This window comes from Paenibacillus sp. FSL K6-2393, assembly GCF_038002545.1.
Classification (GTDB): domain Bacteria; phylum Bacillota; class Bacilli; order Paenibacillales; family Paenibacillaceae; genus Paenibacillus.
In genome coordinates this window covers 1,106,709-1,119,740 of record NZ_JBBOCU010000001.1, presented here as the reverse complement: position 1 = coordinate 1,119,740, position 13,032 = coordinate 1,106,709, and the positions used below count along the sequence as shown (strand labels likewise).

At 48.1% G+C, this 13,032-nt stretch carries 14 protein-coding genes; 1 reads left to right on the top strand and 13 read right to left on the bottom strand.

Features of this window, described 5'->3' with window-relative positions:
* Nucleotides 1-52: 52 nt before the first annotated feature.
* From gatB to MHI14_RS04690, 11 genes are all read right to left on the bottom strand, one after another.
* Nucleotides 53-1,492, bottom strand: coding sequence for an Asp-tRNA(Asn)/Glu-tRNA(Gln) amidotransferase subunit GatB (gatB, locus tag MHI14_RS04740; RefSeq protein ID WP_062836483.1), 1,440 nt, complete (start codon nt 1,490-1,492; stop codon nt 53-55).
* 26 nt (nt 1,493-1,518) lie between these two features.
* Nucleotides 1,519-2,976, bottom strand: coding sequence for an Asp-tRNA(Asn)/Glu-tRNA(Gln) amidotransferase subunit GatA (gene gatA / locus MHI14_RS04735; RefSeq protein ID WP_091038584.1), 1,458 nt, complete (start codon nt 2,974-2,976; stop codon nt 1,519-1,521).
* 27 nt (nt 2,977-3,003) lie between these two features.
* Complete coding sequence (gatC, locus tag MHI14_RS04730) at nt 3,004-3,291, bottom strand: Asp-tRNA(Asn)/Glu-tRNA(Gln) amidotransferase subunit GatC (protein ID WP_036607033.1); 288 nt, start codon at nt 3,289-3,291, stop codon at nt 3,004-3,006.
* A 205-nt stretch (nt 3,292-3,496) separates the two neighbouring features.
* The gene (locus MHI14_RS04725) at nt 3,497-3,880 is read right to left on the bottom strand and encodes a hypothetical protein (protein WP_024631336.1); all 384 of its coding nucleotides are present in this window, start codon (nt 3,878-3,880) and stop codon (nt 3,497-3,499) included.
* Nucleotides 3,881-4,012: 132 nt separating this feature from the next.
* On the bottom strand, nt 4,013-4,243 hold the full coding sequence (locus MHI14_RS04720; protein ID WP_341129946.1) for a sigmaY antisigma factor component: 231 nt from the start codon (nt 4,241-4,243) through the stop codon (nt 4,013-4,015).
* Nucleotides 4,236-4,571, bottom strand: coding sequence for a DUF5345 family protein (locus MHI14_RS04715; protein ID WP_341129945.1), 336 nt, complete (start codon nt 4,569-4,571; stop codon nt 4,236-4,238). The genes MHI14_RS04720 and MHI14_RS04715 overlap by 8 nt, the downstream gene beginning before the upstream one ends.
* A gap of 2 nt (nt 4,572-4,573) precedes the next feature.
* On the bottom strand, nt 4,574-5,104 hold the full coding sequence (sigY, locus tag MHI14_RS04710; RefSeq protein ID WP_341129944.1) for an RNA polymerase sigma factor SigY: 531 nt from the start codon (nt 5,102-5,104) through the stop codon (nt 4,574-4,576).
* Nucleotides 5,105-5,208: 104 nt separating this feature from the next.
* Entirely contained in the window at nt 5,209-5,454 is a 246-nt protein-coding gene (locus MHI14_RS04705) for a hypothetical protein (protein WP_341129943.1), read from the bottom strand.
* Between the two features lie 561 nt (nt 5,455-6,015).
* Nucleotides 6,016-6,648, bottom strand: a complete 633-nt coding sequence (locus MHI14_RS04700) for an MBL fold metallo-hydrolase (RefSeq protein ID WP_036607016.1) — start codon at nt 6,646-6,648, stop codon at nt 6,016-6,018.
* A 6-nt stretch (nt 6,649-6,654) separates the two neighbouring features.
* Nucleotides 6,655-7,224 (bottom strand): thioredoxin family protein, encoded by a 570-nt coding sequence (locus tag MHI14_RS04695; RefSeq protein WP_017692292.1) that lies wholly within the window; start codon nt 7,222-7,224, stop codon nt 6,655-6,657.
* Nucleotides 7,225-7,226: 2 nt separating this feature from the next.
* Nucleotides 7,227-7,841: a DedA family protein gene (locus tag MHI14_RS04690; protein WP_091019353.1), complete on the bottom strand. Its 615-nt coding sequence runs from the start codon at nt 7,839-7,841 to the stop codon at nt 7,227-7,229.
* A 160-nt stretch (nt 7,842-8,001) separates the two neighbouring features.
* On the opposite strand from MHI14_RS04690, the gene MHI14_RS04685 reads away from it, so the two are divergent.
* The gene (locus MHI14_RS04685) at nt 8,002-8,349 is read left to right on the top strand and encodes a dehydrogenase (RefSeq protein WP_074096436.1); all 348 of its coding nucleotides are present in this window, start codon (nt 8,002-8,004) and stop codon (nt 8,347-8,349) included.
* Between the two features lie 632 nt (nt 8,350-8,981).
* Here MHI14_RS04685 and MHI14_RS04680 read toward each other — a convergent pair.
* Nucleotides 8,982-11,564 carry an O-antigen ligase family protein gene (locus MHI14_RS04680; protein WP_341129942.1) on the bottom strand — a complete coding sequence of 861 codons (2,583 nt, stop codon included), beginning with the start codon at nt 11,562-11,564 and terminating at the stop codon, nt 8,982-8,984.
* A gap of 191 nt (nt 11,565-11,755) precedes the next feature.
* Entirely contained in the window at nt 11,756-13,003 is a 1,248-nt protein-coding gene (locus MHI14_RS04675; protein ID WP_051447021.1) for a class I SAM-dependent methyltransferase, read from the bottom strand.
* Nucleotides 13,004-13,032 lie beyond the last annotated feature (29 nt).

The following is a 13,032-nucleotide window of genomic DNA, read 5'->3' as shown; positions in this document are numbered from 1 at the left end:
AAAGAGGCTGTCACAGGGACGAGCCTCTTTCTGTCCGGCCTCACCGGAAGGATTAGCGGTTCAGTACATCTGCAAGCAGTTGGTTGGCTAAAGCAGGATTCGCCTTGCCTTTACTTTCTTTCATAACCTGACCAACAAGGAAGCCAATGGCTTTTTGTTTACCAGCTTTATAGTCTTCCACGGATTGAGGGTTATTCGCTACAACCTGCTCAACGATGGCAAGAATGGCGCCTTCATCACTAATCTGCACAAGACCCTTCTCTTCAACGATCTGCTGTGGAAGCTTGCCGCTCTCCAGCATTTCCTTGAATACCGTTTTGGCGATTTTGCTGTTAATGGTGCCCTTCTCCAGCAGCCCGATCATCTCACCCAAACCCTGACCTGTCAGTGGGACCTGAGTCACCTCAAGATTGCTCGTATTCAGGTAACCCAGCAAGTCGCCCATGATCCAGTTGGATACGGATTTGGCATCCTGAGTGAATTTCAAGCTATCTTCGAAAAGATCAGCTATAGCCTTGGATGAAGTAATAACCTCTGCATCATAGCTAGGCAATCCGTAATCAGCCGTGTAACGAGCTTTACGTTCGTCTGGGAGCTCAGGTATGGTAGCCTTGATGCGCTCTTTCCAGGCTGCATCAATATGCAGCTTCACGAGATCGGGGTCCGGGAAATAACGGTAGTCATGCGCCTGTTCCTTACCACGCATCGACAGTGTTTTTCCTTGAGCTTCGTCCCAGCGACGTGTCTCCTGAACCACTTCACCGCCATCATCCAGAATTTCAGCCTGACGATATTGTTCATATTCGAGACCACGTTGAACACCACGGAAGGAGTTCATGTTTTTCAGCTCAGCTCTTGTTCCCAACTTCTCCTGTCCATGTGGACGCAAACTGATGTTGGCGTCACAACGCAGTGAACCTTCTTCCATCTTCACGTCCGATACATCACAGTACTGCATGATTGCACGCAATTTTTCAAGATACGCACGTGCTTCTTCCGGAGAAGAAATCTCAGGTTCGGATACAATCTCCACGAGTGGCGTACCAACACGGTTAAAGTCCACCAAAGACGCGTATCCGCCATCGATATGTGTAAGCTTCCCTGCATCTTCCTCCAAGTGAAGACGTGTGATGCCGATTCGTTTCGTTTCACCATTCACTTCGATATCAATCCAGCCGTTCTCACCGATTGGTTGATCGAATTGCGAGATCTGATAAGCTTTTGGTGAATCGGGGTAAAAGTAGTTTTTACGGTCAAACTTGCTGACATCAGCAATCGTACAATTCAGGGCCATCGCTGCCTTCATGGCATAGTCTACCGCCTGACGATTCAGTACTGGCAGTACGCCCGGATGTCCGAGACAGACCGGGCAGGTATGCGTGTTCGGCGGAGCTCCAAAAGCTGTGGAGCAGCCGCAGAAAATTTTGGAGTTGGTATGCAACTCCACGTGGACTTCAAGTCCAACGACCGTTTCATATTTAGATGCGGACATTTCTATATTCCTCCGTTCCGGGCAGTCTACAGCTGCGGACGCTGCTTGTGGAATTCTGTATTTTGTTCAAACGCATGCGCTACACGCAATACGGTTGTTTCATCAAAGGCTTTACCGATAATCTGCAGGCCAACAGGCAATCCATCCGAGAATCCACATGGAATACTAACGGCAGGTACACCAGCCAGATTGACTGGAATCGTTAGAATATCGTTCAAGTACATTGTAAGTGGATCATCCACCTGTGAACCCAGTTTGAACGCCGTAGTTGGTGCAGTTGGTCCGATAATCACATCATATTTGGCAAATACATTGTCGAAATCCTGTTTGATCAATGTACGTACCTTCTGTGCTTTCAGATAATAGGCATCATAGTAACCCGAGCTGAGTGCATACGTTCCGAGCATGATACGCCGTTTCACTTCGGGACCAAAGCCTTGACTGCGGGACTGATGATACAGATCCAGCAAGTTGTCCGGATTGTCTGCACGCACGCCATAACGTACACCATCAAATCGAGCCAGGTTTGAAGAAGCCTCTGAAGATGCCAGCAGGTAATACGTAGCCACCGCATATTCGGTATGCGGAAGGGATACTTCTTCCCATGTTGCCCCGAGTCCTTCAAGAACTTTCAATGCAGCCAGAACCGTTTCTTTCACTTGTGGATCGACGCCTTCACCGATGTATTCCTTCGGAACAGCAATACGAAGTCCTTTGACATCACCTGTCAGTCCGCTCAAATAATCCGGAATTTCTACTTTTGCAGATGTCGAATCTTTGGCGTCATAACCAGCAATGGCTTGCAATACATAAGCAGAATCTTCAACATTTTTCGTCAAAGGTCCAATCTGATCCAAGGATGATGCAAATGCAACCAATCCAAAGCGGGAAACAAGTCCGTACGTCGGCTTTAATCCAACAACACCGCAATATGAAGCAGGCTGTCTGATAGAACCACCTGTATCTGATCCAAGCGTGAAGTATGCTTCTCCCGCAGCCACAGCTGCTGCAGAACCACCACTGGAGCCTCCTGGAACACGATCAAGTGCCCATGGATTACGTACAGGGGAGAAACTTGAATTCTCATTGGAGCCGCCCATGGCAAATTCGTCCATGTTGAGTTTACCAATAGTTACGGTGTCCGCAGCTTTCAATTTCTCGACAACTGTCGCGTCATACACCGGGTCGAAATTACGAAGGAATTGGCTACCGCAAGTCGTGCGCAGTCCGTTTGTAACGATGTTATCCTTAATACCTACAGGCAGACCAAAAAGCAAACCTTTCTCCTCGCCGCTAACCAGACGGTCATCCAGTTGACGTGCACGAGCGCGTGCTTGTTCTTCATCTAGTGCCAAATATGCCTTAACTTTATCATCATGCGCGCCAATGTTCTGATACGCCTGATCCACCAGATCGCTGACCGACAGCTCTTTGGCATGCAGCTTGTTATGTAACTCAGGCAACGATTGTTCAAATAAACTCACAGTTTTTGTCCTCCTTCCGGTTATCCGTTATTCCATTACAGCAGGCACTTTAAACTGCCCGTCTTCTTCTTCCGGTGCATTGCGCATCACCTGTTCAATCGACAGGCTTTCTTTGGTCTCATCTTCACGCATGACATTGCTTACGTGCAGAACGTGAGTGGTGGGTTCGATGTCTTCTGTATCCAGCTCATTCAGCTTTTCTGCATATTTTAAAATCGCGTTCAGCTGACCTGTCAGGGTCTGTTCTTCTTCAGCAGTCAAGTTGAGCCGGGCCAGCTTGGCCACATGCTGAACGTCATTATTCGAAATACTCATTAGCGGATGCCTCCTTCATTCGTTCTGATTCCCGAAACGACCTGAAACGAATCGCTCGTTTAACGGGCTAAAGTCTCAAGATAACTTTTTTCATTATAGGTGAGATGGTTCGACAATTCAATGCAAATGACCTGACAGGCTTCCGGGAAGCTAAAATCAAACTTATAAAATAAAAAAGAGCCGGCATCAGCCGACTCTTAAAATTCTAAATCCATGCACGCAGATTAACCTGCTTTATAAAATCCGCCTGTGACATAACATCGTTCGCGGTTTCCTCTTCCTCTTCCACAGCTTGAAAATCTCCGTTCATCAAATGATGAAACAGCTTCTCATTGTGTGTCGCAAGGGCGTAATCTATCAACGCTTCTCGCTCGACCCGCTCAGCTTCCTGCTTCAGCAGAACCTCTTCCAGATCGACGTCGCCGGATGGAACAAAAAAGTTCCGGTTCACCTGCGGCACTCGAAGCACGTAATCGAACGCATTGTCCGGATTCCGGTCATAAGCGATGATGAAACCATATTCCCCCACAGGAAGATTCTGCTCAAACGCATCCGCGACGATGACAACCTTCTCTCCTAATCGCAGCATCGTCTAACCTCCTGGTAGTCTATCATTAATATTTATTTGTATAGTCTACTAGAAAAGAATAACGATGTCTAGGAATACTAGAATTAAACAACATATTTGTGCAAAATCTTTTTTTCCATTTTTAAAATGATGTTATTTCGGATTTCGTTGACCTGGCTTGCGCTGTGATCGAATCACGACAAACCAGTATATAATAAGCGGCGTGGGAAATCCGGTGATTCCCCATAATCCCCATAACCAAGGGAAACGTCCGCGTCTGCGTGCGTCCTGAAAGATCCATGTGCCTTGAACCAGGAGGAAAATGCCAAGCAGTATAAGCCATAGTGGAGAAATTTCATCCAATGAATAATGCATTTTATTCATGATGAACCTCCTTCCGACGCCGTCCTGCCCAGATCACAACTAAAATCACGGCAACAGCTGTACCAAGAGCCTGGATACTCAAATATAGAGCTGGAGCAGATACGAACAATAATGTACCGAACACAATGGCAAGCAATCCAACCAACCAGAAACATATCATCTCAATCCAATTGGCTCGACGTCTAATCTGTCTCCGTTCCCTGACTTCGGCTTCAAGTGCACCCAAAGAAGGAATACTTGTCGGCTCAAATGCATCATCCAGCACTTTCATGTGTTGCTGCAATCGTTCTACAACTTCTTGTTCTTGTGCATCATCTGATCTGCTCATCCTTATTCCAGCTCCTTTCTTAACTGACGGAGACCATAAGCTGTGCGTGACTTCGCCGTTCCCGCAGGAATACCCAGCATTTCCCCGATCTCGTCATACCCGTATCCATAATAATGCTTCAGTAGCACTGCAACACGATGTTCGGGTGTCAGTCTTGTCATCGCATCCATGACATCTGTCCATTCTTCATTCCGAGTCTCAAGCTGCCAGCGGAATCGACGTACAGCCTGATCCCGGATGAGAGCAAGCCAGTTCTGTTCTCTCTTCTTACGTCTTGTCTTATCGATATAGATGCGGGTCGCAATGGTGATCATCCATGATGAAAAGGCAGACGTGCCATCATATCGATGGATATTTCCCATACAACGAATCATCGTATCCTGCACCGTCTCTTCTGCGAGGTTCGCGTCCATCGTAACTTTGACAAGATACTTATACACAAACGTGTAGTGACGTTGCAACAACGCTGCGAGTGCGCTATCGTCTCCCGATACTGCTCTGCGTACCTCTTCCTGCTCAGCTGCCTTTATCATGATTATCACCTGCTTCCCGTTCAATCTGGAGTTAATACGACAGGCTCAGCAGAAACGTTCAATGGAATCAAAAAAAAATTAAAACCCGACAATTTCCCGGGCAATCAGACTTGATTCCGGTAATCTTGCAGCTTGTCGAACCATGGTTGGTTGCGGGCTCCGTTTCTTAAAACACGGCTTGTCCATATATTCTGCTGAGACTTCATCATTTCATTGGCCACGCTAGGGTTATGTATTAAAGCTCGCTCAGTACCCGGTTCTCTTTTCCCACTTTCCAATATACGACGGTTTTCTTCAATGATCGGATGCTCGACACGCTGATTCAACGGAATAACTCTTGGTTTCTCCACTTTGATATTCCCCGCTCTCATGATCTATATAAGTTGAACTAAAGATTATTTACACTGACACTACGATGACAGAATAACCTTCCAATCGCTGTTATCCCCAGATTTTTTGATTCCCTTTTCCGAAGGGGAAAATCCGGGGATAGCTTATGCTTCCGATGCAGCTTTCTTGCAGAAAGCTTTTAGCTTCGCTTTTTCAGGTTCTTTCTGTCCTCTCCGTTATCGTGTAAATGATTAGTTCAACTTATATACTATTTTCTTAAACTCATCATTTCTAAACAATCTGTTCTTGTTGCTAACTTGTTATTGGTCTCAAACTGGCTTGTGATGAAGCGCATCTTACATCTCTATGTAGCGTAAAAAAGGCTAATTCTGTGATAAAAAGGGGCTGAAAACAAAAAAAGAACGCAAACCGGGTATAGACCACAGTCTGCGTGCTTCGCGAGGTTGGGTGTTTCTTGGTAATGCTTCAGTTAGATGATGCCTTAACGCTTGTAACAACTAATTGCTATTCTAATGAAAAAGTTGTCACTTGTCCAGACTTTCTTCACATATCATGTCGGATTATCTTGCGGACACGTAAGGATTGTTCTGTTTCTCATAACCAATGGTCGTTTTTGGACCATGACCTGGATATACTTTCACTTCATCTGCAAAGGTGTAAAGCTTGTTCTGGATTGAATCAATCAGATCCCGTTCACGCCCTCCTGTCAGGTCCGTTCTGCCCACACCCATGCGGAACAGCACATCACCGGCAAACAGGTCGTTATCACAAAGCAAACTTACACTGCCTGGTGAATGTCCAGGTGTATGGAACACTTTAAACGTATGACCAATCAGATTCAGCTTCTGCCCTTCGTCCATGGCATATTCAGCAGGATCTGTCGAAAGCGGTGGTGTCGCCTGCGGCCAATTCAAAGATCCATTTAATTTCGGGGTGGTAAGCCAGTCGCTCTCCAAGTCATGAAGATAAACGGGACATCCCTTCAATTTACGGATCTCATCTACCCCGCCCATATGATCAAAGTGAGCATGAGTGAGGAGAATGGCTTCAATCTCCAAGTCTTGGATCGCCTTAAGCAGCGGCCCTGGATTCATGCCTGGATCGATAATGACGGCTTTGCCCGGATCATCTCCTTGTAGGAGATAAGCATTGGTCTGAAGCGGGCCTAGTGTAAACGTACGAATGTTAAGCATATCGGCTTAGTAACCCGAAATCAGTTCACGCAGCTCACGGATAATGGCCGCATGTGACTCCGTTCCTTCCCCATAACGTTTACCAATCTCTTGACGCGCCACAGCCAAATTTTCTTGATAATCTGCTGCTTCACGATCTGGATTAAGGCGTTTGAATTCAATCATGACTTCCTGGACATGCTGCGGACGTGGTCCCCACTGACCCAACACATGACCACCTGTATCTGCAAAAATAACGACTGGCACGGAACGGCCACCCATCGTCAGGAACTCATCCATCACTTCAGGATGGTTCTCCATGATCAAAACTTCAGTTGGGATTCCTGAGATTTCAAGCGCCTGGAACACAACCGGAATATTACGGACAACATCCCCGCACCAGTCAGCAGCCAGAATTAACACACGCAGATCATCGCGATGGTTCAGACTCTCAAAAAACTCACGATCCTCTTCGTTCGACCAAGTAAAGCTATCATAATTGGCCTGAAATTCACTTTGGTTCTTGGTCATACTTTCAATAAAATCCTTCGGTGGCAGACCTTTACCGAATTTGTGAGACAAGTTGGGTTTACCCATGACTAGACACTTCCTTTCTTTTTACGAGCATTCATCCATTTAATAAGTACATAAACGATCATAAGGGCGAGAGCGACAAGCAAAATAGGCATAACATATGGTGCCGCTTTCTCATCAATATGCTTCCATTGGTCTCCAAGAATCATCCCTAAATATATAAACAATGCAGTCCAAGGTATAACAGCGAGTGTAGTAAGCAAGATGAATTTGCCTGTGTGCATTTTCGTGATGCCAGCCGGGATGGAGATTGCATGTCTTACCACCGGAACAAAACGCGCCGTGAAAATGACACCTGTACCATACTTGCGGAACCACTCCTCGGAATGGTCGATGTGTTTTTTCTGGATGAGTATGTATTTCCCATAGCGTTCAAGCACAGGTCTGCCGCCATAACGGCCAATCCAGTAGATAAATAACTGGGCAATCACACCGCCCACCGTACCAAAAATCATAGCACCGAAAAAGTTGATATTACCTTGTGAAACGAGAAAACCTCCATACGCCAGCACAATTTCGCTCGGGATAACTTCCAACATTAATCCAAGCATGATTCCAAAGTACCCAAGACTTTGAATCCAATCGAACAATTGGCCAACAAGGTTATGAATAAAGTCCATCTCAACCCTCTTTCTCCATCCTGATTGGCGGTGCCCCTCCGCACCATGGATGTTCGTCCCTATTTTATCACAGGGCTGTGGACGTTGCTACTTCACGAGGTTGGGATAGTGTCCCGTTCGCAGCAGTCCGCATATGGTATGGGGAGAGGAGCGTGAGAAGATGTCACACAAGTCAATACCCGGTTCTCCGCCGGTCAAACATACGCAATCCGGTCAAAACCTTCCTTCCGCCAGAGGAATTCGAAGAGCATGCAGCAAGGAATTGTACCGGACAGCCAAAAGGCTAAAAGTATATGTCTCTCCCGAACGGATGAAGCAGGCAGAAGAATATTATTACGGTAAGGTGATCACAAATCTGCTCTGGATTGGGGAGAATCGCGACAACCGCAAGAAATTATGTGAGTGGTGGAACACGGATGTCAGTGCAGAGATCGCCGCGATGTGGGAAGTAGATGTTGAACCATTAAAAGATGCGTTTCAGCACGCATTTGGCGGTTATCGTCTGTAGGAATGCAAAAATGAGGCAGTTAGTTGTGTCTTCAAACCTACTGAAAGACGCAGCAAAGCTAAAGCGAATCTGAACATGTTAGGAACAGTCAAGGGCACTGTGTCCTTAACGTGTGATGATGTTAATGTGTCCTTCACGTACGAGTAAGCGATAGAGACAACAAAAATGCGATTTTCTCTTTCCGATGTAAAGCTTCACTCTAGGTGGGATTCGAGGGCGACCCCTTGCGGTTGGAGCAGAGCATGGAGCCGACCTCCAGGTGGGCATGAATATAAGCTGGGAGTATGAACATAAACACCGAGTAATTTTTCATGCTCAAGCCCACGAGTGGTAACGAATCTGAGGCGTCTTATTCAAGGATTTGAAGCAATTTTAGAAATCTAAGGAATCTGAGACACGTTATCTCGGGATTTTTGGCCTTTTATAATGTTTTTGTTAGGAGTTTCGGGAAATAACGTGTCTGATGTTCCTTACAATTTAAAAAGAGGAGCTAGAGGCCAAATAAGACGTCCTGTGTTCCTTAGAAAATCGCATACCCTCCGCAAGGAGCAGCCAGCTTGGACTCCCAGACTTTTTAGACGCTGACATCCAACATTATATCGCATGGGTAAACGTCAAGATCCAGCAGTGATTTAAGGGCTCCGCTTGGTCAACTCTGGAGTAAACGGAGGAGAAGAACCCGAAGCAAGCCTACGCAGGTTCTCTCCATAACCTGGAGCATGTTCTTCCAGTACAAAACGACGATCATTGCGAACGTTTCCTGCTTCCACTTCCTCAGCCAGCAGTTGATACCGTTCATACATCTGTACACCAGCAGCGGCAGTCTGTCGGGCTCGATCTCTATATCCTGACTTCCATTCCCGCCGCGCTGCCTGCTCCATCCAATACAAAGCCGCGGATTGGCCAATGCCATCATACTGATTCAATGCGATCGCTTGTTCAAAATATTCTCCTGTCTGTTGTCCTTCGCCGAATTGGGCTGCCAATCGTCCCAGTTCGATGTAAATCTGAGGGTGCATCGGGGAATGGGACAGGCTGTTTAAAAGGAGTGATTCTGCTTCTCGTCCCGTGAGCGTTCGCGCAAGAGATATCACGATATCCGATCGATTCGGATTCGATTGAAAAGCAGCCATAAGATGCACCTTCTGTGCTGGAGTGCCATCCAGTTCAGACATCGCCTGACGGTACTGCACTTCTGCTACGGCATATCGGGAGGTCAGCCAGACTGTTCCACCAAGCCATAAAAGGATGATCATCACTGTGGATACCCTTATTAGCCGAGCAGTTACTCGCTGAAGAATATGAAAGAAGGAACGCATCGGGACAGTAGCTGGACGGGATTGGGTTGGTAAATATCGCAAGAAAAGAGATCTGGATTTAGATCTCAGTTTGAATCTGGAGGGAGTGTAGTCCGCAATTCCTTCGGATCGCTGGACCCCCTCTGTTTCCGTCTTCAATGCAGTTGCCCAAGCACCAAGCCAGATGAAAAGCATCCAAAATAATGTAAAGCTCCAGTCAAAGTCCATCGCCCCATGCAGGCCAAAAATAAGCACGGATGGAAAGAGCTGTGGTGCAAAATAAAAGATGCTTCGCAGGGTGAGGAGAAACCACCCTGCGACAAGCACGATGCCGATCAAGCCCGTGTCCAGGGCAAGATCGAGCAAGCCGTTGTGGACCTCGCCTCCAACATAAGGCGAGGATTGAATGGCGCGGAACATGTTGCGCCATGTGTCTCCCCCGTGGCCAAGCCATGCGGCCTCGGTCCACAGCTGGAGGGCGTCCCGCCACATCTGTAGGCGGGACACCCCAGTGCCGACACCCGCCGCGAGGCGATCGGCGGTGGAGGCCACGGCCATCAGTGCGGCGGCGGCTCCCGCTAGCACGATGGCCGTCAAAGCAGCGGCGCGCGGAGCCTTGGCGGCGCTGCTTTGCCATAGATGGCACAGCAGCAGCGTGCCGAGCAGCGCAGCTGCCCATGCCCCGGCCAGTGCCAGCAGGCCGGGCACGGGTGCAGGCGCCAGCTGAGCAGCAGCTAGCTGGCGGTACAGCCAGGCCGCGCACGCCAGTGGCGCGGCTATGGCCAGCAGCAGCGGCAGGCGGGCACCGCGCCGCTGCAAAGCAAAGGCGGCGACTACGGCGCAGCCGGTCGCCAGCCAAGCGCCGCGCGACTCGCTCAGCAGGAGCGCGGCTTGCGCGGGCATGAGCGGCAGCACTGCCGCGATGAGTCGCCCGGCCGGCACAGGCCGGGCTATGACTCGCGCGGCGGCTGTCAGCCGCTCCAATGCGTACATGCCAACAATGGCACCGTACGCATTCGGGTACTGCAATAATCCGCCGAGCCTTGCTCCGGCGGAGCTGATCTCGGGGTCAGCAGTCCGCATCACCCCGAAGGGCAGCGGCAATATCCCGCACACGGCAAAGATGCCGCTGAGCACAAGCAAGCCGCCCGCTATCTGCCAACCGCAGGCTAACCAACGCGCACCATCCGTGCGCGCAGCCAGTATTGCAGTGAGCAGGGTGAACAGCACAAGCAGGCTCCACCGCAGCATCTCATCCATGCTGCCCTGTTTACTCACCGAGCCTGCCCATGCATGTAGCCCAAAACATGTCATCATCCCCAGCGGCCACAATACCCGCCACATCCCGGGAGATTGAAATATTGTCTCAACCATTCGTTCGATGTTCCCCTGACCCTGTCCTAATGACATGGGTTTTCGTCCACAGAAGACGAGTGAACGAATACCTACAAGGAAAAGAAAAAACATGATCAATATGCTTCCTGCTGCGATCAAAAGGACAGGGTACAGATCGGCCGAATAATACAGTCCCCCACTCAGACATCCTGCAAGCAGCAAGACAATGGAGAGTATGCCCAACCCAACAGTCCACTCCGATCCTGAATAACGTTTACACTTCAAACTTTGAGAAAAACTCCCTGACGCATCGGTCTGAATAGCTCCATTTGGATTATTTTTGTCATCTTTTTTATACGTATCATCTTTGTTGTATGTATCTTCCCTATTATATGTACTGTCCCTACTGCCCTTACTATCTCTACCGTCCCTCTTGCCCCCATTACATAAGTCCCTGTTATCTACATATTCTGTACCCTCTGCATGGCGAGACCCGTCAAACGCCTGTTCCACCATTAACTCGTTCGCCTCATACCCTCGTCTATACCTTAGAACTCCCTTATCCATTCTCCTATTCTTCATCTCCACCCTCCCTCCTTCCTTCCACCGCTCCATATGCATAACAAAAAGACAGAAGATCCCGATAACGGGTCCTTCTGCCTGATATACATCTGACAGTTATGATGTTGCTTGCTACGAAGTATGTGCACTCTATTGAAGTTTACATTCAGAGACCCTAACTGTAGTATGTCCCTGTATAGGCGTTGGCACACTCAGCAAAGGTCGCAATTTGCGGAATCTTGAACGGTTTCTTTGCTCGATTTTGATTTCCCGTTGGCCTGCTTGCCATCGCCAGGAAGCAAATCGGCACAAGCCCGCTCCAAATATGGATCGGCATGAATGAAATCACGGAAAGCCGTATATTCATTCCACATCTCCGTCACTTCGCCAGCCTGACCGCGAACAGCACGAATCAATATGTTTTTAGGCGTATTCTCCATATCGATGAATTCAAGCAATTGTGTCTTGTATCCCATCAGATCAAGCAACTTGGCACGAATCCCATCCGTAGCCAGTGCAGAAAAACGTTCCTTGAGGATGCCATGGGACAACAACGGATTCATCACGGAGGCCTCTACTTGATCAAACAGTTCATGCTGACAGCAAGGAACAGACAAAATAACAGAAGCTCCCCAACGAACTGCCTTCTCCAAAGCAGCATCGGTAGCTGTATCACAGGCATGCAGTGTGACAACCATATCCACTTCATTCAATTCATCGTAGTCCGCGATGTCTCCAACCAGAAACTTCAGATCGCCATAATGCAATCGATTAGCCAGATCATTACAGTGTTCAATTACATCTGCCTTCAAGTCCAACCCAATAATCTTGAGTGAACGACGTTGTTGTACAGACAGATAATGATATAACGCAAATGTCAGATAAGACTTGCCACAACCAAAGTCAACGATGGTCAGTGGACGTCCTTCCGGCAGATGTGGAATGACATCCTGCACCATTTCGAGGAAACGGTTGATCTGTCTGAACTTGTCATATTTACGGGCCAGCACACGACCTTCTTCGTTCATAATACCAAGTTCAACGAGGAACGATACGGGTACTCCCTCTTCCAATACATATTGCTTCTTGCGATTATGCGACAGATCCACCGCAGTCTTGGAAGCAGATTTGGTAAGAATGGATACTTTATATTTTTTGCTGATCAAAATTTGATAGTCTGCCTCGGTCGTACAGAGCAGCCCTTGACGAAACGTCTCTTCGCATAACAAAGTCATGCGCTCAGCCGCTTCAGCCGGAGTCAAATTCTCGTGCAGCACTTTGTTGTTATAATGAAATGCAAATTGATAATGCAGCTGATTCTTCAGTGTCACCGGCTTGACTTGCACTTTGGTATACGAGACATTGTCCCGTCTGCGCAGCTGGCTCCAGGTCGCTGTAATCAGCGAATTCTGTTCAAAGATGTCTTGTATAAGCTTTCGCAATGAATCCACGGGGTACATCTCACTTTCGGTTTGGTTTGGTCAACCGT

Coding starts and splice junctions, on each gene's coding strand:
- gatB (WP_062836483.1), bottom strand. CDS start 1,492: ATGTCCGCATCTAAATATGAAACGGTCGTTGGACTTGAAGTCCACGTG.
- gatC (WP_036607033.1), bottom strand. CDS start 3,291: ATGAGTATTTCGAATAATGACGTTCAGCATGTGGCCAAGCTGGCCCGG.
- MHI14_RS04725 (WP_024631336.1), bottom strand. CDS start 3,880: ATGCTGCGATTAGGAGAGAAGGTTGTCATCGTCGCGGATGCGTTTGAG.
- MHI14_RS04720 (WP_341129946.1), bottom strand. CDS start 4,243: ATGAATAAAATGCATTATTCATTGGATGAAATTTCTCCACTATGGCTT.
- MHI14_RS04715 (WP_341129945.1), bottom strand. CDS start 4,571: ATGAGCAGATCAGATGATGCACAAGAACAAGAAGTTGTAGAACGATTG.
- sigY (WP_341129944.1), bottom strand. CDS start 5,104: ATGATAAAGGCAGCTGAGCAGGAAGAGGTACGCAGAGCAGTATCGGGA.
- MHI14_RS04700 (WP_036607016.1), bottom strand. CDS start 6,648: ATGCTTAACATTCGTACGTTTACACTAGGCCCGCTTCAGACCAATGCT.
- MHI14_RS04695 (WP_017692292.1), bottom strand. CDS start 7,224: ATGGGTAAACCCAACTTGTCTCACAAATTCGGTAAAGGTCTGCCACCG.
- MHI14_RS04690 (WP_091019353.1), bottom strand. CDS start 7,841: ATGGACTTTATTCATAACCTTGTTGGCCAATTGTTCGATTGGATTCAA.
- MHI14_RS04685 (WP_074096436.1), top strand. CDS start 8,002: ATGTCACACAAGTCAATACCCGGTTCTCCGCCGGTCAAACATACGCAA.
- MHI14_RS04680 (WP_341129942.1), bottom strand. CDS start 11,564: ATGAAGAATAGGAGAATGGATAAGGGAGTTCTAAGGTATAGACGAGGG.
- MHI14_RS04675 (WP_051447021.1), bottom strand. CDS start 13,003: ATGTACCCCGTGGATTCATTGCGAAAGCTTATACAAGACATCTTTGAA.